This is a genomic window from Adlercreutzia aquisgranensis (assembly GCF_943193145.1).
Classification (GTDB): Bacteria; Actinomycetota; Coriobacteriia; order Coriobacteriales; family Eggerthellaceae; genus Xiamenia; species Xiamenia aquisgranensis.
In genome coordinates this window covers 62,800-86,766 of sequence record NZ_CALPDA010000006.1, presented here as the reverse complement: position 1 = coordinate 86,766, position 23,967 = coordinate 62,800, and the positions used below count along the sequence as shown (strand labels likewise).

Annotated in this window: 19 protein-coding genes; 4 read left to right on the top strand and 15 right to left on the bottom strand. The window is 65.5% G+C overall.

Annotated features, from left to right (window positions below; genetic code table 11):
* The 10 genes from rpsD to NFR41_RS04820 all read right to left on the bottom strand — a co-directional run bounded on the left by rpsD (position 1) and on the right by NFR41_RS04820 (position 9,238).
* On the bottom strand, positions 1-627 hold the full coding sequence (gene rpsD / locus NFR41_RS04865) for a 30S ribosomal protein S4 (protein ID WP_160213535.1): 627 nt from the start codon (positions 625-627) through the stop codon (positions 1-3).
* A 19-nt stretch (positions 628-646) separates the two neighbouring features.
* Entirely contained in the window at positions 647-1,045 is a 399-nt protein-coding gene (gene rpsK, locus NFR41_RS04860; RefSeq protein ID WP_160213534.1) for a 30S ribosomal protein S11, read from the bottom strand.
* Between the two features lie 11 nt (positions 1,046-1,056).
* Positions 1,057-1,425, bottom strand: a complete 369-nt coding sequence (gene rpsM, locus NFR41_RS04855; RefSeq protein ID WP_160213533.1) for a 30S ribosomal protein S13 — start codon at positions 1,423-1,425, stop codon at positions 1,057-1,059.
* 19 nt (positions 1,426-1,444) lie between these two features.
* On the bottom strand, positions 1,445-1,558 hold the full coding sequence (rpmJ, locus tag NFR41_RS04850) for a 50S ribosomal protein L36 (protein WP_006363204.1): 114 nt from the start codon (positions 1,556-1,558) through the stop codon (positions 1,445-1,447).
* Between the two features lie 105 nt (positions 1,559-1,663).
* Positions 1,664-1,888, bottom strand: coding sequence for a translation initiation factor IF-1 (gene infA / locus NFR41_RS04845; RefSeq protein WP_160213532.1), 225 nt, complete (start codon positions 1,886-1,888; stop codon positions 1,664-1,666).
* 539 nt (positions 1,889-2,427) lie between these two features.
* Positions 2,428-4,707: a beta-propeller domain-containing protein gene (locus NFR41_RS04840; protein WP_251230935.1), complete on the bottom strand. Its 2,280-nt coding sequence runs from the start codon at positions 4,705-4,707 to the stop codon at positions 2,428-2,430.
* Positions 4,704-5,183: an RNA polymerase sigma factor gene (locus tag NFR41_RS04835; protein WP_251230934.1), complete on the bottom strand. Its 480-nt coding sequence runs from the start codon at positions 5,181-5,183 to the stop codon at positions 4,704-4,706. The genes NFR41_RS04840 and NFR41_RS04835 overlap by 4 nt, the downstream gene beginning before the upstream one ends.
* A gap of 222 nt (positions 5,184-5,405) precedes the next feature.
* Positions 5,406-7,661, bottom strand: a complete 2,256-nt coding sequence (locus NFR41_RS04830; RefSeq protein WP_251230933.1) for a pentapeptide repeat-containing protein — start codon at positions 7,659-7,661, stop codon at positions 5,406-5,408.
* 108 nt (positions 7,662-7,769) lie between these two features.
* Positions 7,770-8,594, bottom strand: a complete 825-nt coding sequence (locus NFR41_RS04825; protein WP_251230932.1) for a hypothetical protein — start codon at positions 8,592-8,594, stop codon at positions 7,770-7,772.
* A gap of 2 nt (positions 8,595-8,596) precedes the next feature.
* The gene (locus NFR41_RS04820; RefSeq protein WP_251230931.1) at positions 8,597-9,238 is read right to left on the bottom strand and encodes a signal peptidase I; all 642 of its coding nucleotides are present in this window, start codon (positions 9,236-9,238) and stop codon (positions 8,597-8,599) included.
* A 477-nt stretch (positions 9,239-9,715) separates the two neighbouring features.
* Between NFR41_RS04820 and NFR41_RS04815 the strand changes: the two genes are divergently transcribed.
* Positions 9,716-10,126 carry a nitrous oxide-stimulated promoter family protein gene (locus tag NFR41_RS04815; RefSeq protein WP_251230930.1) on the top strand — a complete coding sequence of 137 codons (411 nt, stop codon included), beginning with the start codon at positions 9,716-9,718 and terminating at the stop codon, positions 10,124-10,126.
* 9 nt (positions 10,127-10,135) lie between these two features.
* Positions 10,136-15,142 (top strand): DEAD/DEAH box helicase, encoded by a 5,007-nt coding sequence (locus NFR41_RS04810; protein ID WP_251230929.1) that lies wholly within the window; start codon positions 10,136-10,138, stop codon positions 15,140-15,142.
* A gap of 22 nt (positions 15,143-15,164) precedes the next feature.
* On the opposite strand, the gene NFR41_RS04805 is transcribed toward NFR41_RS04810, so the two are convergent.
* The 3 genes from NFR41_RS04805 to NFR41_RS04795 form a co-directional block, all read right to left on the bottom strand.
* Positions 15,165-16,514, bottom strand: a complete 1,350-nt coding sequence (locus NFR41_RS04805; RefSeq protein WP_251230928.1) for an MATE family efflux transporter — start codon at positions 16,512-16,514, stop codon at positions 15,165-15,167.
* A gap of 234 nt (positions 16,515-16,748) precedes the next feature.
* Complete coding sequence (locus NFR41_RS04800; protein WP_160213524.1) at positions 16,749-18,266, bottom strand: FAD-dependent oxidoreductase; 1,518 nt, start codon at positions 18,264-18,266, stop codon at positions 16,749-16,751.
* A 140-nt stretch (positions 18,267-18,406) separates the two neighbouring features.
* Entirely contained in the window at positions 18,407-19,867 is a 1,461-nt protein-coding gene (locus tag NFR41_RS04795; RefSeq protein WP_251230927.1) for a helix-turn-helix transcriptional regulator, read from the bottom strand.
* A 79-nt stretch (positions 19,868-19,946) separates the two neighbouring features.
* Between NFR41_RS04795 and NFR41_RS04790 the strand changes: the two genes are divergently transcribed.
* Together NFR41_RS04790 and NFR41_RS04785 are read left to right on the top strand one after the other, a co-directional pair.
* Positions 19,947-20,348 (top strand): GntR family transcriptional regulator, encoded by a 402-nt coding sequence (locus tag NFR41_RS04790; RefSeq protein ID WP_251230926.1) that lies wholly within the window; start codon positions 19,947-19,949, stop codon positions 20,346-20,348.
* A 35-nt stretch (positions 20,349-20,383) separates the two neighbouring features.
* Positions 20,384-21,523: a DUF1648 domain-containing protein gene (locus NFR41_RS04785; protein ID WP_251230925.1), complete on the top strand. Its 1,140-nt coding sequence runs from the start codon at positions 20,384-20,386 to the stop codon at positions 21,521-21,523.
* A 91-nt stretch (positions 21,524-21,614) separates the two neighbouring features.
* Here the strand turns inward: NFR41_RS04785 and NFR41_RS04780 are convergent, their stop codons facing one another.
* The gene (locus NFR41_RS04780) at positions 21,615-22,025 is read right to left on the bottom strand and encodes an MGMT family protein (RefSeq protein ID WP_251230924.1); all 411 of its coding nucleotides are present in this window, start codon (positions 22,023-22,025) and stop codon (positions 21,615-21,617) included.
* Between the two features lie 281 nt (positions 22,026-22,306).
* Positions 22,307-23,938 (bottom strand): chaperonin GroEL, encoded by a 1,632-nt coding sequence (groL, locus tag NFR41_RS04775; RefSeq protein WP_160213519.1) that lies wholly within the window; start codon positions 23,936-23,938, stop codon positions 22,307-22,309.
* Between the last annotated feature and the right edge of the window lie 29 nt (positions 23,939-23,967).

The window sequence follows — 23,967 nt, the reverse complement described above, 5'->3', positions numbered from 1 at the left end:
TTATTTCGAGTAAAGTTCGACGATGAGCTGCTCGCGAATATCCAGATCGATCTGGTCGCGCTGCGGAAGGGCAAGAACGCTACCCTGAAGTTTCTCGATGTCAACTTCCAGCCAAGCGGGCACCTGCACGCGCTCGTTGGAGATGAGCGCGCTCTTGATGACCAGCATGTCCTTCGCCTTGGGGGCAACGGCCACCAAGTCGCCGGGGCGCACGCGGAACGAGGGGATGTCCACGCGGCGGCCGTTCACCGTGATGTGGCCGTGGCGCACCTGCTGGCGAGCCTCGGCGCGAGACTTGGCGAAGCCCAGACGGTACACGACGTTGTCCAGGCGGCTCTCCAGGATGCGGAGCAGGTTCTCGCCGGTAACGCCGGTCTGGCGGTTGGCCATCTCGTAGTAATGATGGAACTGCTTCTCAAGAACGCCGTAGATGCGCTTGGTCTTCTGCTTCTCGCGAAGCTGCATGCGGTACTCGGTGTCCTTCACACGCTTCTTGCCGGCCTCGCCGGGGGCGTAGCTGCGGCGCTCCATGGCGCACTTCTCGGTGTAGCAGCGGTCACCCTTCAGGAAGAGCTTCGAGCCCTCGCGGCGGCACAGACGGCAGTCAGCACCAGTATAACGAGCCATAATTCTGTGGTCCTTTCAATTACACGCGACGACGCTTGCTCGGACGGCAACCGTTGTGCGGAATGGGTGTGCAATCCTGGATGCTGGCGATCTCCAGACCGGCGGCCTGCAGCGAGCGGATAGCCGTCTCGCGGCCCGAGCCGGGGCCCTTCACGTACACAGCGACCTTGCGCAGGCCGTGCTCCATAGCCGTCTTGGCAGCGGCCTCGGCGGCCATCTGCGCGGCGAACGGCGTGGACTTGCGCGAGCCCTTGAAGCCCACGGTGCCAGCGGACTGCCAGGAAATCACGTTGCCCTGAGGATCGGTGATGCTGACGATGGTGTTGTTGAACGTAGACTTGATATGCGCGGCGCCAACGGCGATGTTCTTACGCTCGGAACGCTTGATGCGTGCGCGCACGTTTTTCTTAGCTGCCACTTATCGCTCCCTTACTTCTTCTTGCCGCCGATTTGCTTGCGCGGTCCCTTGCGGGTGCGAGCATTCGTATGCGTACGCTGGCCGCGAACGGGAAGGCCGCGACGATGGCGAAGACCGCGGTAGCAGCCAATCTCCATCAGGCGCTTCACGTTCTGGTTAACCTCACGATGCAGGTCGCCCTCCACCTTCAGGTTGCCCTGGATGTAGTCGCGCAGCTTCGTGAGGTCGTCCTCGGTGAGATCGCGAACGCGAACGTCGGGGTTCACGCCGGTCTCGGCAAGGATTTTCTTGGACGTGGTCAGGCCAATGCCGTAGATGTAGGTCAAGGCGATCTCGATGCGCTTATCGCGAGGAAGATCGACACCAACAAGACGTGCCATAGCTTACAACCCCTTCTTCCTAGCCCTGACGCTGCTTATGACGAGGGTTCTCGCAGATGACGAGCACCTTGCCATGGCGTCGGATGATCTTGCACTTGTCGCACATTTTCTTGACCGAAGGACGTACCTTCATATTGCTTTCCTTTCGGTTATGCGTCTTCTCTATCGTTCACACCCAGCCGCTGGTGATAGTTTTCTAGGCTGTGCCGGCTGCTGCCAGCCGGATAGTGCTGCTACCCTACTTGAAACGGTAGGTGATGCGCCCGCGGTTCAGGTCGTAGACGGACAGCTCCACGGTCACCTTGTCGCCCGGCAAGATCTTGATGTAGTGCATGCGCATCTTGCCTGAGATATGGGCGAGGATCTTGTGCCCGTTTTCCAGCTCTACCCGAAACATTGCGTTGGGCAGCGCCTCGAGCACCGTGCCTTCCAGCTCGATGACGTTGTCGTTCTGCTTGGCCAAAACCGCTCCTTCGTCTTCACGGATCCGCCCGAGGGCCCACCCGGCGCAAGCCGAGGACGCCCTGCGTGCGAGCACCGCCGTCACGCATACGCATTGCGAGACAGCAATCGGAAATGATAGGTCAGTTTTGGGGTGAAAGAGTAAAAAACCATAATGAGCGCACAAACCCACGTACCGTGTCGGCTCAAACTGCCTGCATGCCAGGCCTGCGGTCGCAATGCCGCGCAGTCCGCGAAACCGAGCCCTTACCGCCCGAGCGAACCGCCAGGTATTCGTGCCCCAGGGACAGGCCCCGGCACAGCCGCCTTGTCGGCTTGAAAGTGCATTCATTTTAGCGAAGCGGTGCGGCCAGTCAAGGGCACCCGCGGCGAAATTCATATTCGTATGCCCGGGCGGCAGCGATCGTTGCCGCCCGGGCATGCGATCGAGGCCGTCGCGCCTCCGCCCCTGCCTTGACCGAAACCGCCCAACCATAGGCTGCTGCGCTCCGGCGGGCCGGCGGGCTGCGAAGCTCGGCGGCCCGCCGGCGCAAGGCTACGTCAGATCAGCAAATCGTCGATCTTCTTGAAGGTCTTCAGCGAGTAGCTTTCCACGGCGTTGCCCTTCACCACGTAGAGCACATCCCCGATACGCACGCCGCGGGGGGACATCCACGAGCCGCCGTTAACGTCCTCAGCCATATCCCGGGTGAAACCGGTGCCGGGATTGTAGCTGTACACGAAGTAGGTCTCCCCTTGGTTGCCGTACCCCGAGAACCCTATGATGTTGTAGGGCTGGTCCACGAGCACCGCGCGGTAATCGTAGAACACGTCGGTATGGTAGCAGCCCTCGATGGTGGTCTTCGCCACCTCGGAGACCGCCGCGGGATCGGACACGTCGAACATGGACAGCTTCACGCCGTCGGTAACGCCCGTCTCCTCGTCCGCTTCCATGCCGATGCCCAGCAGCAGCCCGTCCCCGTAGGGATGCAGGTACTCGCTGAACCCGGGAATCTTGAGCTCGCCGATGATACGGGGGTTTTCCGGGTCGGAGAAGTCGACGGAGAAGAGCGGGTCGGTTTCGCGGAAGGTCACGAAGTAGCCGGTGTCGCCCATCAGGCGCGCCGAGTACACGCGCTCGTCCTCGGCCAGCCCCTCGATCGACCCCACCAGCTCCAGCTGGCCGTTCAGCACGTAGACGGCGTTCACCGAATTGAACTCGTCGTCGTAGAGCGTGGTGACCAATCGCAGGTAGCCGTCGTACTCGTCGATGGACCAGCTGCTGTCCAGGACGCCGTCGACCTTGGTCTGGGCCGCCCCTTCGATTTCACCTCCGCTGAAGGAGAGCTTGCGGATGGAGGTCCGCCGCACCGAGTTGTCCCATTCGCCGTCCTCGGCGAAAGCCCCGTCGGAGCCGGCGACGGGTCCGTCGCCGGATTCACCCTCGGCGCTCTCGCCAAGGCTTCCGTCCTCTTGCCCCTCGGCCGCCGGATCGACCTGCCCGGCCTCGTCTTCGATCGTACGGGCCAGAGGCATGATGTCGTACTCTCCGTTGTAGATGGTCTCGTAGACGTAGATGTTGCTTGCGCTCACGTACAGCTGCCCGAAATCGGACAGAACGGCCTTCTGGGACACGCTCTCGCCCGGGTTGTCAGCAGCGAAAGCCGACACCACAAGGTACTGGTTCGCCGTCACGTTCGGAGGCAGGTAAACGTCCGAGCATGCTATGGCCTTGCCGCCTATGCATGGCACGTACGTTGCAGGGTCCTCGCTTCCGGCCACGTCGGACACCAGGTAGTTGCTGAACACGTAGATAAACCCGTCGGCGAAGCGAGAGCTTGAGTAGGACCCCGACTGGGTGGCGCTGGCCGCAAGACGGGGCTGCGCAGGGTCGGACAGGTCGAAGGTGTCGAGCCGGGTGATCGGCGATGCGGACGTATACCAGGTATCGGACAGCGCGCCGTCGCTATCATCGGCCGACGGATACTCCGTCGAAAGCACGTAGAGGCTCTGCCCCTCCACGTAGAACTCGCTGATCTGCGCGCTGTCCACTTGGGCGCAGCCGAGCGGCTCCATATTTCCGTCCTGGACATCCACGACGGCCACGCGCTGGCTGTCGTCCTGCAACACGTAGAGGTAGCGCCCGTCGGTCTTCACGACGTCGGCCTCCCCCACCCCTTCCGTACGCACGTTGGTGTCGGAATAGTCGGCGACGGCGCCGGCCTCCATGGGGGCCGCATCGTCGACGGCGCTTTCGGTAACGGCCTTAGCTCCGTCGCTCTGCACGTCCGTAACCTCTGTCCGCGACCCAATGACGCCGCCATATCGGACGGCCTGCTGCGCCTCATAGGCCAGCAGGCTCGCGCGGATCTCGCCGTAGGACGATGCGGCAGCCAACCCCGGCTGGCGCGCAGCCTCCTCCACAGCGAGCAGGTCGTCGCGCACTTCCTGGGTAAGGATATCTTTGACGGCTGCAAAGCCCGGCTCGCCGTCTTGCGATCCGGCCATCCCGAGCCCGGTGCCACCCGCGCCGGCAATCGCCGTAAGCCCCCACACTCCCACCCCCAGCGCAAGCACAACGCTGGCGGCGACTAGAAGGCGACGGGGAAGCCCCTGGCGGCGGCGAGGCTCAGGGGTCGCACGATCCTGAGCCCGCGCGCCACGGATCACCCGCACAGACTCGCCCGCACCGGGGACATGCGCAGGCGCAGGGCTCTCTGCCTGCTCCAAAGCCAGCAAGCGCTTTCGCACCGCATCGGGATGCAGGCTTTCGGGTACCGCGACATCCTCGAGCTGGTCGAGCATGGCGTCTATGACTGCCTGGTCTTCTTCGCTGGTCATGCCGTCACATCCTTCAACATAACGGAGAGCTTGGCCAAGGAGCGCTTCTTGCGCGAGCGCACGGCGCTAGGGCTCATAGTGAGCATGATGCCTATCTCGGCACTGCTGTAACCGCCCACCACCGCCAACGCCACCACAGTACGGTCCTCCTCGGGCAGCGCCGCTAGCGCCTCGCGGACGCAGATAGCGTCGGTCCGGTCGAGGTCGCCGTCGCTTCTATCCGGCTCGTCGGGCACGACGGCCACCACCTCCGTGCGGGCCCTCAGCCGGCGACGGCACTCGTTGGCCGTTATCTGGAACACCCACGAGCGGAACGATTGCTCGCTCTTAAGGTTATCCCTGGCCTTGTAGGCCGCCAGCACCGATTCGCCCACCGCGTCCTCGGCATCCGCGACGTTTCCCATCACGCAGAGCGCGTAACGGTAGAGGTCGCGGTAGATCGCGCCGTAGCGTTCCGCGAACGCGTTTGCGTCCATGGCACCCACCTTTGCTTCCTGAAAAGACGTCTCGTGCATAAGAGTACGACGGCGGCTCTTTTGTTGCACCGAGTGCGTCGCTTCATCATTTCTCCACAGCTCAACAGGCCATTCGCCGACCTCTCCCCATTCCCTCAGCATCTCCATTGTTCACCTCCTCTCCTCCTAGGTCGCGTCATCCTGCGCTCGAACGCCCCCGAGCCGAACCGGCCATGCGCCCCTCTAGGCAACCTTCCAACCGGCGGGGCAGTTCCACACCCCGAAGCTATCTCCCAAGTACTCGGCAAGGGGCTGCAAGGTCGCGGCAGGGTTGTAGTCCGCAATAGACGCCGTCGCAAGCGTCTCCCAGCCCCAGCCGGCCACGCCGGGCGACAGTTTCTTCGAGTATCCCCAGTCAGCCACTATCCCGGCCTGCGACAGCATCTTGTCGGCCGTGTCGATTGCCTGGCAGAAGCTCCAGGACGAGTAGTCGGCATCCTGGGGCAGGCAGGCTCCGAAGAACATCTGGGACAGGTCCTTGCAGCTGGAGAGGTTCCAGCCGACGATCCGCGAGGGGGCGCTCGCCTCGCCCAGGAACTGGCGACCATAGAACATCTTCTCGCAGGTCTGCACGTGGGACATGTCGTAGGCGGACAGGTCGCTTCCCGCAAGGCCCGCGCACTGGGAGAACATGCTGTTCGCGTAAACGAGGCTTGCCGGACGCAAGGCACCGAAGTTAAAGCCCGCAAGGTCGCTGCCGGCGAAGGCGTAGGCCATGTCCACGACGTTGGCCGCGGAGAAACCGCCCAAGTCGACCTTGGCGATGTCGGCGCTCTCGAACATGCTCGAGGCGACCCGCAAGGAAGAGTTCAGGCCTTCGGGCAGGATAAGGCTGGATAGGCTGCAGTGGCTAAATGCACTGGTGGCGATCTTACAGGAAGATAGGTCCAGTCCCGACAGGTCAAGTTCTGCTCCAGTGGCGTAAGCCCATGTCATATTGACTATCTGCAAATAGCTCGTGTCCAAGTTCGCCCAATCGAAGGCGCAATCGCCGACATGAGCGAACCACCGCCCCATCTCGACGAATTTCATGGGGCGGTCAAACGAGACCCTCTTTACCGATTCGTTCAGGGCATCAAACTTGCCGTTGGCGTTGAACCCCTTGAGAGAAGAAGCATCGGGGATGAGCCGACCTGCAGCTACTGCCGCATCGTAACTCGGCCAGATGTCCATGCAATAGCCGGACCCTATTTCGTAAGGCCAGCTCCATACCCACAGTTCGCTGTCCTGCCGCAAGTCCCAAGCAGTCCATTCGCCTCCGTACGTTTCGAGAATGCTGAAGCCCTGGTACTCGCCACCCAAGAGCTCTACGTCGGTCGAAAGGGTAAATCTCATCTCGACCCGCCCATCCTTCTCGATGTACACGACGAAGGGCCGACTCTGCCTGAAGATGTCCGGAACGATCGTGCTCGCCGTCGCCTCGCACACGTCTACGCCAGCACTCGACAGAAGCGGCTTGATGTCGCTGCCGCTGAACGTTCCGTCCATCTCGGCCATCCTCCGCGTGTCAAGGCCGGTGAGATCCACCTCGTAGAGCTCGGGCATGCCCGAGAACCAGTACGACATGTCTTCGGGGATGACCTTCTCGGACATATCGATGCACGAAATGGCGGCCGGGGTGTCGGTGAGCGGAGAGACCCCGTCGCCAGCCTTCATCGGCTCGACGTCCTCGACGACGGAGAGGACTCGGCCGCTTCCGGCGGTGGCGTTGACGACGACGGTCTGGCCGACAGACGGAGCCTCGCTATGCTTGTAGAACTTTAGCGCGCTGTTCGCTGCGTAGGAGCCCCCGGGGGCATTCGAGAGCCGAACGGTCGCGACGTCGACCTGCTCGTGGGGCGGCTCTTCCACGTACTCCTCGTCCACGATCCCGAGTGCCGCCCAAGCCTCCTCGGGCGTGGAGAAGCCGAAGGCCTGGATGCCGCGGCCCACGACGCCAACCACGTGCCGCCCCGCCTGGCCCTGGTCGTTCACCAAGTTCGCAAGGGTGATCCGGGCGAACACTGGCGGCGTCTGCTCGCCGGGCGCCAGCGGCTCGGGCCACGCGTAACGGTACACCTTGACCAGGCCGCCGTCGGTCATGGTCTGGAACTGCTTCATGGGCACCCAAGGCGACTCGCGCAGCTGAAACGAGAACAGTTCCTTGGCCGCATCATCGCTGACCTCTCCCGACTCATCGTCGAACACCACCACTTCGGCCATGGGCACCAAGATGTCCAGGAACACCCAGCCCGCTGCCGCGGCGGACCGGTTGAGCACGGCGGGGTCCTTCGGCACCGTCTGGCCCGGCTTCATGTGGCGCGCGTCCTCCTCCACCCACGACGGCTCCACCACCTGTATGTCCAAATCGGGGCTTACGGACAGGCGGTTTTGCGCCGTATCCTCGTCGGAGAAGTAGCTGAACATGCCCGGCGTCCCTATGGCCGCTGCCGCTGCCACGGCCAGGCCTGCCTTGCCGAACTGGCGCCTTGTCAGATAGCCGGAAGGGTCCGAACGCCGAAGGAAGCCCCGCATACGAGGACGCGATACCGCAACCATGGCCCCCACCTACGCCTTCTCGCCCGGTTGCGCATCGGCCGCGTCCAGCGCGCGCTTCTGCGCCTCGTAGGCATCCCACGCCTCGTCTGCCGTGGCGAACCCTTCCTCCTGAATGGCCACGGCGGTCACGTTGATCACCTTCTCGCCCGCCTGGCCCTGACCGCCCACCAGGTTGATGAGGGAGATGCGATCGAACAGCACCGGCGTCTCCTGGCCCGGGGCGAGCATGTCGGCGTACCGATAGCTGTGCACCGCGTAGCCGTCCTCGACCACCGGAGCGCCCGCTTCCGACCATTTGTCGGATGAAACCTGGTAGGAGAATAGCTCCACGTCCTTACCCTGCACCGTCTTGCCCTCGTCGTCCCGGTAGGACACGTCGGCCACGGGCACCGACACCCGGGCCATGACGTAGGCTCCCACGCCGTCGGTGCCCCCGTTGACCACCTTCGGGTCCTTCACCACCCATTGCAACGGCAGCATGTTCTGGGCGGCGTCGGGTATGCCGTCTCCGTCCTCGTCGGGCAGCTGGCCCCACTGCTGCTCCACCACCTGGATGCTCAGGTTGTCCGAAGCCACGCTCAGCACGTTGTCCACACTGTCCTCGTCGGTGAAGTACGAGAACATGCCGCCGGCTCCTATGGCCGCCGCCAGGGAAACCGCCGCAACCGGCCGAACGAACGCCCGGGGACGCAGGCGGGGCATCCGGCGGCGGCGCTGCAGGCTTGCCGGCGACGTCTCATCTCCCATCCGCCCGCCGTACCCCTCGGCCGATGCCGGGGCCTCCTGGTTTTCCGTCTTTTTGAACGGGTCCTTCTCCTTGCTGACGTTCCGCATGGTCATACCCCTCTCTCGCAACCGCTCTCTCGAACCGAACCCAATCGCCACCCTCGGCCGCCAGGCTCGCCAGATGGCCGCTTCGCCGAACGCGGGGGCCCAAGCGCCGTGGCAACCACGAAGAGCAGCACCACCGCAACGCTCAGGACGCCGACGCAGAGCCACTTGTGGTTCTGATAGGCCACAAGGGGCGCTCCGGCGAAGGCCATCGACCCCTTCACCTGCCCGATCACCCGGTCGAAGGACACGGGTGCGGCATCCTGGATGGCAACGGCGTCGCCTTTGGTCGTGAACGTGCGCGCCTGCCGGTCGACCTCCACGATGCGATGCCCGCACACCTTGCCATCGGCCAGGTGAAACACCGCCACATCCCCGATCCCCATGGCCTCGGGCTGCACCGTCTGGTCGACGAAGGCCAGATCGCACGCCCAGAGCGACGGTGCCATGGAGTTGGACACCACGCCGAACGTGGTCCAACCGAACAAGCGCGGCCCCCAGCACAGCAGAGCGATGGCCGCCAAGACCACCAGCATCCCGGTAAGCAGGAAGCTTGCGATTCGCCCCACCGGGTGGCCCCTCCCGTTTCCGCGGCAATCCCCCACGGGCCCGTCGTCTGGCAATCGCCCCGCTCTCGTCTCGTCCATACGCCCCGCCTTTCCCATCGCCCCGAACCGAACCGGCCAGTCCGGCCGCCTGACCCCATGCTACAGACAACGGCTGGCAAGCCCATGACAGGGGGCTACGCGCGCCGCCCTCTCCGAAGCAGCGCCACGGTGCGACGCGCGCGAAGCGGCTCATGCCGAATCCCCGTTCGCCGCAGCAGTAGCTCATGCAGAAATCGAACGGCCGGCGACATCGGCCCTTGCATCGGCAGCGTCCCGTTCTCGCAGAAACCTTGCACGCGCAGAAGGAAAGAGACGGGCAGGCTTTCGCGCGACGCGGGACAGGCGCCTCCCCGTCGACCGGCCCCATCGCCCGGCAGGGGGTGTCGTACCACAGCATCCAGCCTGCTTGCGGGCGCATGGCGGCGATCTCCCATAAGGCCGCAGCTCCGACACGAAGCAGGAAGCGAAGCCGAAGCGCTGCACTATCGGCTACGGCTATTCTGTGAACACGCCGACATGCGCTTCGGGCGCCTGAAGGAGGTTGGCTATACTCGCGCCATGACCGAGAACGAACAGAACCTCACCCGCGACTCTGCCCCCATCGCGAAACGTCGCAGCCGCGAGAAGCGCACCATCTCCCAGATGGTCGCCCTGTACTGCGCAGGAAACCACCCGGCCGAAGAGCGCACCGAAACCGCCTTCTGCGGCGAGCCGGTCTGTCCCGCCTGCAAGGCCGTTGACGACTACAGCGTGACGCGCACCGAGCGCTGCCGCCAGATGGCCGCGAAAACCAGCTGCGACCAGTGCCCTTACCATTGCTATCGCCCCAACGAGCGCGAGCAGATCCGCGCCGTCATGCGCTACGCCGGCCCCCGCATGATCACGAAGCACCCCGTGGCGGCATTCCGCCACCTGCTGGGCAGATAGCGCCCCACCATGAACAAGGCGGCCGGCAATCCGAACGTCCTTTGGCCGTGCGGCTTCTGCGAGCCTGTGCGCCGCTGGTTCGAATCGTCCTTCCCCGGCCCCACCGCCATTCAGGAGCTGGCCTGGGAAACCATCAGTACCGAAAAGAACGCGCTGGTCATCGCGCCCACCGGCTCGGGAAAGACCCTGGCCGCCTTCCTCTTCGCCATCCACCGCATCGTCCAGGAGAAGTCGCAGCCCGAACCGGCGCCGAGGCGCGCCGGCGTGCGCATCCTCTACATCTCGCCCCTGAAAGCGCTCGGTGCCGACGTGCAGCGCAACCTGGAGCGGCCCTTGGCGGCTATGGAGCTGGCATCGGGCGTCGCGGTCACCACCGCCGTGCGCACCGGGGACACCACCGCGCAGGAACGCCGGCGCATCCAGCAGCGGCCGCCCGACATACTCATCACCACGCCCGAGTCGCTGTACCTCATGCTCACCTCCCAATCGCGCGAGGTGCTGAGAACCGTGGAAACCGTCATCGTGGACGAGGTGCACAGTATCGCCGGCAGCAAACGGGGCGCGCACCTGTCCCTTTCCCTGGAACGCCTGGATGACCTGCTCGAGCGCCCGGCCCAGCGCATAGGGCTCTCAGCCACCGTTCGACCCCGCGAAAGCATCGCCCGATTCCTGGGTGGCGCGCGCCCGGTAGTCATCGTCGCCGAAGACGCGGCTGTGGCCCTGGACCTCACCGTCCGCGTCCCCGTTGCCGACATGGCCGCGGTCCCCGCTTTCGGAGGGCAGGGCGGCTTCGGCGGGTTCAACGGGCGAGGCGACCCGATGAAAGCCAAAGCCTACCGGGGCAAGGGCGACCCGCTGAAGGCGCGCGCCGGCCGAACCGACGGCAGCACCTCGCCCGACACCCGCACAGGATCGGTCTCCATCTGGCCTTACATAGAGTCGGAAGTGCTCGACCAGGTTCTCTCCCACCGCTCAACCATCGTCTTCGTAAACTCGCGCGGCCTCTGCGAGCGCTTCACCGCACGCCTCAACGAGCTGTTCGCCGAACGCCAGGGCCTCCCGGCAGCTCGCAGCGAAAGCGCCGGATGGTGGAGCGAGGCCGGCAGCGCCGCGGACGGCACGGGCGGGCAAACCTACCGCTCGTCCATGGGGTCTTCCACCGAGCTGGCCCGCGGTTCCGACGCCGTGATTGCCAAAGCTCACCACGGGTCGGTGGCGAAAGCGCGGCGCCAGGAGATAGAACGCCGGCTGAAGGCCGGGGAGCTGCCCTGCGTCGTGGCCACCTCAAGCTTGGAGCTGGGCATCGACATGGGCGAGGTGGACCTGGTGATCCAGATCGCCCCGCCGCTTTCCGTAGCTTCGGGGCTGCAGCGGGTAGGCCGGGCGAACCACCAGGTGGGCGGCCGCTCCGCCGGCATCGTGTACCCGCGCATCCGCACCGAACTCATCGACGCCGCCGTGATGGCCGAGGGCATGGAAGCCGGCGCCATCGAGGCCACGTACCTGGTGGAGAACGCCCTCGACGTGCTGGCGCAGCAGACCGTGGCCGCTGCAGCATCCGCCGAGGACGGGCTGCTGGCCGACGAGTGGTATGCGACGGTTCGGCGAAGCGCCTGCTACGATCATCTGGGCAAAGACTCCTTCGAAAGCGTTCTGGCCATGCTGGCGGGCCGCTACGAGTCCGGCGACCTTACCGCGTTCTCGCCCCGCATCCTGTGGGACCGCGAAACCGGACGGATTACCGCGCGACCCCTTTCCCAGCGGCTTGCCGTGAGCAACGCCGGCACCATCCCCGACCGCGGCACCTACACCGTGGTGCTTCCCGAAGGCGAAGGAGCATCGGGGCGCAAGCGCGTAGGAGAGCTCGACGAGGAGATGGTCCACGAATCGCGCGTGGGCGACATCATCGCCCTGGGAACGAGCACCTGGCGGATCGCCGAGATCGGGGCCGACCGGGTGGTGGTGCAGCCGGCGCCGGGCCGAAGCGCGCGCTTGCCCTTCTGGCACGGGGAAGCCCCGGCCCGGCCTGCGGAAACCGGCTACGCCCGCGGTGCCTTCCTGCGCCGGTGCGCGGCGGCGCTCCGTCAGGCCGACGACAAGGCCGACGGGCGGCGGGAAGGCTTCGAGCCGGCCTTCGACGAGCAGCTGCAGGCGCTCGGGCTTGACAGAAACGCCCGCAACAACCTGGCCTGGCTGCTGTACGCGCAGATCGGCGCCACGAAAGCGCTGCCCACCGACAAGACGTTGGTGGTGGAGCGCTGCCAGGACGAAACGGGGGACTGGCGCGTCATCCTGCACTCCCCCTTCGGACGCAAGGTACACGAGCCCTGGGCCCTGGCCGTTTCCGAACGGGCACAAAGCATCTGGGGCTTCGACGCCCACGCAGCTGCCAACGACGACGGCATCGTGGTGCGCATCCCCCTTACCGCCGACACGCTGCCCGGGCCGGAGCTGTTCCTCTTCGACCCCGACGAGCTGGGCCTTTCCGTTCGGCACCTGGCAGGCTCCACGTCGCTGTTCGCTGCGCGGTTCCGCGAGTGCGCAGCCCGGGCGCTGCTCACCTCGAGCGGGGCCCCGGGCAAGAGGACGCCCCTGTGGCAGCAGCGACTGCAGGGCGGCCAGCTGCTGGAGGCGGCGCGGCGCCAGGAAGGCTTCCCGCTTCTGGCCGAGGCGCTGCGGGAGTGCTTGTCGGACGTCTTCGACATGGAGGCGCTGCACCGCATCATGACCGACCTGCAGCAGCGGCGCATCGCCATGACCTGCTCCGAAACCTCCGTCCCCTCCCCGCTGGCCGCCGCGCTCGTCTTCGGCTACGTGGCAGACCACCTCTACGACGGCGACATGCCCCACGCCGAGCGGAAGGCCTCGCTGCTGACCGTCGACCCCCGCCTACTGGCCGAGCTGCTGGGGGAAGGCGCAATCCCCGCGAAGGACCTGCTGGATGCGGACGCGATCGGGCGCATGGAAGCCGACCTGCAGCACGTAAGCGAGCAGCGTCGAGCGCGGGGCGCCGAAGGGGCCTTCGACCTGCTGCACGAGCTGGGGCCCTTAACCGAAGACGAGCTGGGACAGCGGCTGCGGGGCGGAAAAGAGGAAGCAGCCGACGCCGTGGCGTCGCTGGAATCGCAGCGGCGCGCCTTCAGGGCGAACCTGGGGATGCGATCGTGCTGGATCGCGGCCGACGACGGGCGTCGCCTTGCCCGGGTGGTGGCCCTGGAAACCCCTCCGTGGCTAGGGAGCGCCGACGACAACGCGCCCCAGAGCGCAGAGACGAAGACGCTGGACGACCTGCTTGCCCGGTTCGCGCGCACCCATGCCCTCTGGAAGCCCGCCGACGCCGCCTCGCATCTGGGGCTTGGCAGCGAACCGATCGCAGAGGCCGTAGCACGCCTTGCCGCTGAACGCCGCATCGTGGAGGTGGGAGACGGATGCTGGGCAGACTTCGACGTGCTGGGGCGCCTACGCACCGCAAGCCTGGCCGCCGCCCGCGAGAAGGTGAAACCGGTGTCTTCGGCGGCCTTCGTCGCGCAGCTGCTGGAGCGCCAGGGCGCAGACGGCGGCACTGTAGAGGGAGCCCTGGAAGGCGCAGAGAGCACTGCTCAGGTGATTTCCCAGTTCGAAGGCGTGTTTCTGCCCATGCGAACCTGGGACGAGGTGGTGCTTCCCGCCCGGGTTGCCCGCTACCGCCCCGCCTTCCTGGACGAGCTCGTTGCCGCAGGCGAGGTGCTCTGGGTTGGAAACGAGCGCCGGCAGATAGCCTTCTTCCCCACCGACTCGCCGCTGGCGCCGCTTCCCTGTAACGCCTTCGACGCGCCCGATGCCGCCTCCATGCCCGAATCGCAGGCTCCCGACAGTCCGCCGCAGCAGACCCTGGGCCACGCGATTCGCCATGCGCTGGCGGCCTTCGGGCCGCTGACCTTCTCCGAGCTTGTCGAAGCGCTGGCCCGACAGGCTCCGGAAAACACCGCCGACCAGGCGCGTGTCGCAAGAACCCTGATGGGGCTCGCATGGGCCGGCCAAGCTACGAACGACGGGCTTTCCCTGCCCCGCGCCGACGAGCAGCGGCTCTCCCGCGCCCTGGAGCTGCCGGCCCCGGGAGAGAGCGCCGGGGGTGGTCGCGAGGCTGCAGCGCCCCGTCGCGCCGCAAGCCGCCGGACGAGCCTGCGCTACCGCGAGGCGAAGGCCGAAGCCCGCGCTGCAGCGGCGACGCGCGCCTATGCCCGCTCGGCGTTCCGGGAGGCCTTCGCAGGTCGATGGAGCCTGCTCGCCCCCTGCGAGGCCTCGAGCACCCTGCAGGCCCTGGGAACTGCGGAATCGCTGCTCGACCGCTACGGCGTAGTCAGCCGCGACATCGCTCTGGCCGCAGGGGTTCCAGGCGGCCTGGACAGCCTCATGCCCGTGCTGCGGCAGATGGAGGCGGCCGGAGAGGTGGCGCGCGGCATGTTCGTGGACGGGCTGGGGCCCGCCCAGTTCGCCACGCGAGAGGTCGTCGAGCGCCTGCGCGATATCCAGTCGGCGCTGAGCTGCGACGATGCCAGCCGAAATCCAGCCGGCGGGCCGACGGCAACCGAAAGCGCCCGGAAAGCGGTCGTGCTAGACGCCGAGGACCCGGCAAACCTCTTCGGCGCCGGCATCCCCTGGCCCGCCGTCAGCGAAACGGCCGTCGGCGACACAGCGCCTATCGACTCGGCACTGCCGGCCGCCAAGCCCAACCGGCGCGAGGGAGCCGCGGTGGCCATCGCCGACGGCGCGCCCGTGCTCTGGGCGGCTCCCGGCCTGAAGAGCCTGCTTTTGTTCGCAGACGACGACGCGCTGATCCTGCGAAGCCTGCGCGCCCTCGTCGCCCGCGAGAAGGCGGCGGCGAAACGGCGCGGATCGACCGGGGCACGGACGAAGCTGGTGGTGGAGACCGTGAACGCCTGCCCGGTCCTTGCCACTCCCACCGCGGCACTGCTGCAGCAGGCCGGCTTCGTGCGCCTGCCCAACGGCATGCGCCTCTACGTCGACCCGTTCTAAGGGCGCCGCCCTGAGGCCTCGCCTACTTGCGGGCCGCCTTTCGCCCATAGCCGTAGACGTTTCGCAGGCCCACTATGAACAGCACCGTGATGACGGCCGCCGCAGCCTCGGCCACGAACACCGAGCACCAGATGCCATCGGGCCCCAGCACCAACGGCAGCAGCAGCACGGCGCCGCATTCGAAGAGCATGGTGCGCAGAAACGCGATGAGCGCCGAGACCAGGCCGTTGTTGAGCGCGGTGAAGAACGCCGAGCCGTAGATGGGGATGCCCATGAGCAGAAACGCCACGGCGTAGATGCGGTAGGCGTTGGCCGTGAACTCCAGGAGCTCGGGGTCGTAGCCGACGAAGATGGCCGAAAGCGCCGGCGCCAGGCATTCCGCCGCCACGAACATGACCACGGACAGCGAGCCCACGAACGCCAGGCTCTTCAGCAGAATGCTGCGCATCTCGGCATGGTTCTTCGCCCCGTACTGGTAGCTCATCAGCGGAGATGCGCCGGTGGCGTAACCCATGAAGATGGCGCTGAAGATCATGGCGGTGTATCCGATGACGCTGTAGGCCGCCACGCCGTCCTCGCCGATGTAGGACAGCAGCTGGAAGTTGTAGAGCATGGCCACCACGCTCATGGCGACGTTAGACACCAGCTCGGAAACACCGTTGACGCAGGCCTTCCCGATGGGGCGCCATTCCCACCTCGGCTTCGTCAGCCGCAAGAAGCTTGAGTTGCGGCGGCAGAAGTACACGATCGGCACCACGCCGCCCACCACCTGGCCCAAGGCCGTGGCGATGGCGGCACCGGGCAGGCCCCAGCCGAAACCGCAGATGAACAGAGCGTCGAGCACGGCGTTGGTAAGTCCCGCCGCCACGATGACGTAGAAGCCGTAGATGGGTTTGCCCGCCGTGGAGAACAGCGTCTGGAAGGCGAACTGCAGCGCGAAGAAGGGCAGCGCCGCCATGACGATGCGCCCGTAGACCACGGTCTCGTCTAGCAGCTGGCCGCCGGCGCCCATGAGCGCCATGGCGTCCACCATCACCACCTGGCCCACCACCAGCAGCACCAGCCCCAGCAGCACCGTGAACACCACGACGAGCGAGAAGTAGCGGTTCGCCCGCGCATCGTCCCCCTCGCCGCGCGTCTTGGCGATGAGGGCGCTGCCTCCGGCGCCCATCATGAGCCCCACGCTGGCGAAGATCATGATGAGCGGCCAGATGAGGTTCACGGCGGCCAGCGCCGTCTTCCCCACGAAGTTGGAAACGAAGATGCCGTCCACCACGTTGTAGAGCGAGGTGAAGATCATCATGGCGATGGTGGGCAGCGTGAACTTGATAAGGCCGCCCATGGTGAAGTGGCGGTTCATATCCTGCAGCATAGGGGTTTTCACTCCTTGGTCCTGTATATGGCGCGCCATTCTAGTGGACGCGAACCGCAGGGCCGCTATCTTCATTCAAACCCCAACTCTGCGAACACCGAAGAAAAGGGACGGCCGAAGCCGTCCCTCCCCGGGGCCTAGGGATAGCCCCGTATCCTCAGGCCGCATGCGGCCGTTGGACCATCCATGGCGCAGGCTGCCGAACGCGGCGCCGCGCCCGCGAAAAGCACGTCCCTACAGGGCCGCCAGGCTCTCGCCCACGAAGTAGCCCGTGGCCATGCAGGTGGAAACGCTCGCACGGGACTCGGTGGTCAGCGCGCCGCAGGCGTACAGGCCGGGAATCTCCTGGTCCTGGGTGTCGAGCACCAGGTTGTTGGGGCCCACCACCAGGCCGCCGGAAGTCTTGTAGCGGCACACGTTCAGCTTCAGCGCGTGGTAGGGAGGCTGCAGGGTGTCCAGCCACGCCTTCTTGCCGAAGTCGGTGTCCTCGCCGCCGGCAACCAGCTCGGCGTAGCGGTCGAAGGTAGCCACCAGGTTGTCCACCGGCACGTCCATGCCAGCGGCCAGCTCTTCCACCGTGTCGGCCTTCACGTACACGTCCTCGTGGGTCTTGATGTTGCCCTCAACGGAGGTGCCGATGGCGCGGGCATCGAAAGCGCGCTGGTCGAAGATGGACCACCACTGGGTGTAGCCGTTGTCCAGCGCGGCCTGGGCGGCGTCGTGGGACTGGGCCTCCTCGATGAAGCGCTTGCCGTTGGGCAGCACCAGCAGGACGGGAGTCCAGTAGCCCCAGGTGGTGCAGTTGGGGATGTCGCCCATCAGGTTGCAGTAGGTGAACGACGTGTCCATACCGTCCAGTTTGGCGCCGGCGGCCACGGCCATCTTGTGGCCCTCGCCCACGCAGCCGTGCACCATCTGGCCGATGTTGGCCCAGGCGGGCAGGTACTGGGCCACCATCTCGCCGTTGTCGGCGAAACCGCCCGTGGCCAGAACCACCGCGTCGGCCTTGATGTCGGTGATCTTGCCGCTGTTCTCGTCCTGGAAGCGGCAGCCGATGACGGCGCCCTCGGTGTTCTTGATGAGGTTGGTGGCGCGCAGGGAGAGCTTCGTCTCCACGCCCAGCTCCTTGAGCTTGGCGCTGATGGGCACGATCAGGTTCGGGCCGCCGGTGCCGATGCCGCCCTCGGGCAGGATGACGGTGGCGGACAGGCGCGGCAGCTCCTCGGCGGTGCAGGGAGCCTGGTACTTGGCGCCGAAGTCGTTAATGGCGGAGTCCACGAACTTGGTCATGGCGAAGTACTTGCCCTTGGCCCATTCCTCGTACCACTCAACGCCCTCGTGGCCCTTCAGCTGGCGCTCCTTGGCAGCCTCCCACGCATCCTCGATGGTGGTGGTGTTGCCGGCTGCCTTCTGCAGCTCGGTGCCGTTGGCGAACATGAAGCAGCAGGAGGTGGCGGAGTCGCCGCCGGGCTGCACCTGCTTGTCCACCATGACGATCTTCTTGCCTGCCAGGGCCGGGGCCATGGCGGCGCCCAGTCCGGCGTAGCCGGTGCCGATAATCAAGATCTCGGTCTCCTCGGTGAAGTTGACCGGGGCGTAACCCGCCAGTCCCTCGCCGGTGTCGGCGCCAGCGGAGACCGGCTCGGTAGCCTTCTGCTCGCCCGCAGGGGAGCAGCCGGCCAGGGCACCGGCACCCGCCACCAGGCAGGAAGCGCCACCGATCTTCAGAAAGTCTCGACGTGAAAGCGTCATTATGAACCCTCCATTCATAGACGTCGTGCCGCCCGAACCGATCCTTCCCTTCAAAGGCCGTTTGCGCCGTCCTGGCGCCGGGCGGAATTGCACGGAAAATCCTACGAAAGCGGAGGGTTTTTGACTCCCCCAAAAAATGGTTAACTTTTAAATAAGTCTATGACCTGCTGTTTCTTGTTCACCCCTAGCTTCACGTAAAGGCTTTTGATGTAGCCTTGGGCCGTCGAAGTAGACAGATGCAGACTCTCGGCTATGGCTGCAGCCGTATGCCCCTGGGCAAGCCCCACCAGCACGTCGCGCTCGCGCGGAGACAGCTGGTAGCGCTCGGTCAGCTCGTCCACGCGCCGCTCCATTGACTGTTCGAAGGTCTCGGTCACGCGCTCGGTTACGCGCTCGACCACCACCACGGGCTCCGGCTGCGGCTGGCGGCGCCGGGAGGCCACGATGCTGCGCAGGCCCACCACCATCCCCAGGATGTAGACGCTCACCACGCACACGATGGTGACGCGCACGAAGGTGCCTCCCTCGGTAAGGTTGCCGAAGTACCAGCCCAGCGCCAACCCTGCCATCAAGAACAGCCGCCGGCTCATACCGTAGATAGCCATAATGCCGTAACAACTGTCGTTGCTGCGGCGGCATGCGATGACGACGCAGTACAGTGAAAGCATCATGGTGAAGGAGTACGCCGAGTAGATCACCGTGGAAAGCGGCGCGGACAAGCGGTCGCCGAAGAAGGGCAGCAGCAGGAACACTGCGATGACGCCGGGAAACACCACGTTGTACACGATGCCCTGACGCGGCGCTCGGCTGGTGAAGAACACGAACAGGATGACCAGCGCCGAGCAGATGGCAGGCCCCCACACCGGCGCGTTGTCGGCGATGACGAAGGAATCCCTGTTCAAGCTGGCATAGGTGTTCACCAGCCCCACCACTAGCTCGAAGGAAGAGGCTGCAAGAATGGGGATGGCCGACTCCCGCAGGGTCTTCCGCAGCGTGGCGAGGGGGCGCTGCGGGCACGGGCCGGGCTTCTGGATGCGCCGACCCCAGGCGATCAGCACCGCAACGAGCACACACGCGCCTGCATAGACGAGCGATCCCCACGGCCGCGGGAACAGGTCGAAGCCCGTGATGATGAACGGCATGAGAAACGCCGAAACGGCAAGCTGCACGATAGGGGCGACCGGCGATTTCCCCGGAACCAGCAGCTCGGCGCAGGAGAGGCTCAGCACGGTCACGACGACGCCCCAGATAACGCCTAAGCCGCCCGCGGACAGCACGTCGAAGAGCTTCTCCGGAAACAGGGCGTTCACCACGTACACGACAGCGGTAACCGCCAAGGCAGCAGTGGCGTTGGTACCGAAAGGCTTGAGCCAGCGCCTTGCGCACAGCACCAGAACCACCAGGCACGCGCCCACATTGCCGACGCCAGCCCCTATCATGAACTGGCCGTTCGACACGTAGCCGAGCGGCTCGGCGAATGTGGCGAAGTTGGTGGTGTAGCTGGAAAAGCTGATGACCCGATACAGGCTGTACACCGCCAGCACTAGCGCCGCCGACGGCGCGAACGCCTTGCGTATCTCCGCGATCTTCCCCTCGAGCACTCTTTACATCCTATCTAATTTGTTATACTATTAATATAACAAATAGAACATTGTTTGCAGATGTTAAGGAGGCTCCCTAATGCTACTTCGAGTGAGCAGCACCTCCGAGAAGCCATTATACCAGCAGCTTCGCGATCAGATCGTCGAAGGCATAGCCGTTGGAGAACTGCTTCCCGGCGAGAAGCTGCCCTCCGTACGCTCGCTCGCCACAGACCTGGGCATCAACCTGCACACGGTGAACAAGGCCTACGCGGTGCTGCGCGACGAAGGGTACGTGGCTATGCGCGGACGCTCCGGTGCCGTCGTGTCGACCCCCGGCGAGCAAGCCTCCACCCGCTCGCGCCTGGAAGACGAGCGCATGGACGAGTCGCTCTTCGACCTGGCCCTGGCCTTCCGCGCCCGCGGCGGCAGCCTGGATGCGTTCGCAGAGCACGCCGCCACCCAGGCCGAAAAGGCATTCTCCGCAAGCGACCGAGGCTAAGCGCCTCGCCGGACATCCTAGATTAGGAGCATCCCATGATCGACGCTATAACCTTCTCCCCCTCCGAACCCGCCGGCGCGTTCTTCTGGGTGTTCGCCCTTGCCACGGCGGTGACCGGCTTGCTGGTGGCACTCACCCCCTACCTCATGCCGAAGCGGGAGTGCTTCGCCGTCACCGTGCCCGATGCAGCCTCGAGCGACCCGTACCTCAAGGGACTCAAACGCCGCTACCTGCTGTGGACGGTCGCCCTTGCCGTTGTGGCGCTGGCCGCCTCCACGGCGACCTACCTGGCCTTCGGCATCGGCGGCTACATCGCCGTTTTCACCGTGGGGCTGATGGCGCTGTGCGTCGCGTCCTTCGGGCTCATGCTGTATTTCCGCGCAAAGGTACGTGCCTACAAGCAACAGATGGGATGGACCGCGACCGAGCAGGCGCACGTGGCGCTGGTGGGCGACGAGCCTATGCCCCACGCGATTTCGATGAAGTGGGATCTGCTGTTTCTGGCCATAGCCGGCATCACCGCCGTCGCAGCCGTCATCTGCTACCCCTCCATGCCCGATCGCATCCCCATGCAGTACGACTTCAACGGGCAGGTGAGCACCTGGGCCGACAAATCGTGGGCAACGGCGGCCTTCCCCGTGCTGTTCGTGCTGTTCGTAGGTGCAGTGATGGCCGTGTCCCATTGGGGCATCGTCCATTCGAAGAAGGCCAGCGACCCGGCCGCCCCCGTGGCCACTGCCTGGGCCTACGGCATGTTCGCCCGAGCCCAAAGCATCCTGATGGTGGCCTTGGGCGTGATGGTGGGACTGCTGGGGCCGTTCATGGAGCTTTCCTTCGCCGGCACGTTCACGCTGCAGCAGCTGGTCATCCCCATCATGGCCGTCGCGCTCATAGCCGTGGTCGCCTCCATAGCCGTGGGCGTGGTCTACGGGCAGAACGGCGCGCGGCTCATCGCCCGGGTCCAGCGCAATGCGCCCCTGGCCTCGGACGACGACGAGCACTGGAAGGCCGGCGTCTTCTACGTGAATCGCAACGACCCCAGCCTTTTCCTACCGGAGCGCTTCGGCATCGGCTGGACCATGAACTGGGGGCGCGCCGGGGCCTGGGTCATCGTAGGCATGCTGGTGCTGGTCACCGCCGCCTTCTGCATCGGCAGCATCCTGATGGTGGGATAAATCGAGGCAGCCGACGACATCTGAGCGCCAAAGAGTGCAGGAGGCTGAGCGCACCCCACGGAAGCACGGGCACAAGGCACGGTTGTACCCGCTAGTCCTCCCCCAGCTCGACCTTCCAGTCGAAGTCGGGCGGCGGGCCTAGGGGCACGCGGCCGTCGGCCTCGCCCTCGCCTGCCGCCGGGGCGCCGCTCCATTGGAAGCGGTCCATGAGCACGCGGCCCTCTTCGTCGAAGGCCACGCCTTCCTCCTGCAGCATCGAGCGCTGCACCTCTTCGCCGCCGAAAGCGAAACCGCTGGCCATGCGCCCGTCCTTGAACACCACGCGATGGCAGGGAATGTCGCTGGCATCTTGGCCGGGGCTGGGGTTCCCGCGCAGAGCGTAGCCCACATAGCGAGCTGAACGTGGGGTGCCGATGAGCCGCGCTATCTGCCCGTAGGTAGCCACTTTCCCGCGGGGCACCTGCCGCACCACCGCGAACACCCTGTCCGCGTAATCACCCATGACCATCCTCCTTTTTGGCAGAGATTCGGGGTTTGGCAAATCGCCCACAGCCTTCCCGGCCCCACTCGGCCCGCTTTCCAGGCGAAACGCACCCGGATGCGCATATCGAGCCAGTTTTACCACGGCCAAGACGTCCTGGAATTTGCCAAACCCCGAATCTCCGCCAAAAACCAGGCGCAAGAAGCGGAAGCCGAAAACGAGAGCCGAGAACGAAAAGGCCCCGGCGTTGGCTTTTGCGCCACGCCGGGGACCGCAAACGTCAGCTATGCTGCGCTAGGAGCTTACATCATGCCGCCCATGCCGCCGCCGGCCATGGCCGCCATAGCCGCCGGATCGGGATCCTTGGGGATCTCGTTGATGGTGGCCTCGGTGATGAGGATGAGCGCGGCCACGGAGGCAGCGGACTGCAGCGCGGTGCGGGTCACCTTCACCGGGTCGTTCACGCCCATGGCGATCATGTCGCCGTACTCGCCGTTGGCGCAGTTCAGGCCCTCGCCCTTCTTCATGTTCTTCACGTGCTCCACAACCACGGAGCCCTCGAAGCCGGCGTTGCCGGAGATGGCGCGGATAGGAGCCTCCAGAGCCTTGCGGATAATGCCCACGCCCACTTCCTCGTCGGCGTTGTCGCACTTCACCGCGTCAAGAGCGGGCTGGGCGTCCAGCAGGGCCACGCCGCCGCCGGCCACGATGCCCTCTTCCACGGCAGCGCGGGTAGCCTGCAGCGCGTCCTCGATGCGGCTCTTCTTCTCCTTGAGCTCGCTTTCGGTAGCAGCGCCCACCTTCAGCACGGCCACGCCGCCGGAAAGCTTGGCCAGGCGCTCCTGCAGCTTCTCGCGGTCGAAGTCGGAGTCGGTGCGCTCCAGCTCGGCCTTGATCATGTTGATGCGGTCCTCGATGGCCTTCTTGTCGCCGGCGCCGTCCACGATCAGCGACGAGTCCTTGGTCACCTTCACGGTCTTGGCATGGCCCATCATGTCAACGCGGGCATCGGCCATGGTCATGCCGAAGTCCTTGTCGATGACCTGGGCGCCGGTAACTGCGGCGATGTCCTCCAGAATGCGCTTGCGGCGGTCGCCGAAGCCGGGGGCCTTAATGGCCACGCAGTTGAAGGTGCCGCGCAGCTTGTTCAGCAGGATGGTAGCCAGCGCCTCGCCTTCCACATCCTCGGCCACGATGAACAGCGGGCGGCCGGTCTTCATGATGTCCTCCAACAGCGGCACCATGTCCTGGATGTTGGAGATCTTCTGGTCGGTCAACAGGATGAACGGGTCGGACAGCACGGCCTCCATGCGCTCCATGTCGGTGGCCATGTAGGGGCTGATGTAGCCGCGGTCGTACTGCATGCCCTCAACGATGTCCATCTCAAGCCCGAAGGTCTGGCTCTCCTCCACGGAGATGGCGCCGTCCTTGCCCACGGCCTCCATGGCCTCGGCGATCTTCTCGCCGATCTCGGCGTCGCCGGCGGAGATGGTGCCCACGTTGGCGATCTGCTCCTTGGTGGAGACGGGGGTGGCGTCGGCCTTGATGGCCTCGACCACGGCGTCGGTGGCCTTCTGGATGCCGCGACGGATGCCCAGGGCGTCGGCGCCGGCGGTCACGTTGCGCAGGCCCTCGGACACGATCACGTCGGCCAGCAGAGTGGCAGTGGTGGTGCCGTCGCCGGCCACGTCGTTGGTCTTCACGGCCACCTCGCGCACCAGCTGGGCGCCCATGTTCTCGACCGGATCCTCCAGCTCAACTTCCTTGGCCACGGTCACGCCGTCGTTGGTGATGACCGGCGCACCGTAAGACTTCTCCAGGGCGACGTAGCGGCCCTTGGGGCCAAGCGTCACCTTCACGGCGTTGGCCAGCTTGTTCACGCCGGCAGCAAGGCCGCTGCGGGCATCGGACTCGAACTTGATTTCCTTAGCCATGTTCTATGGCTCCTTCCTCAACAATACCA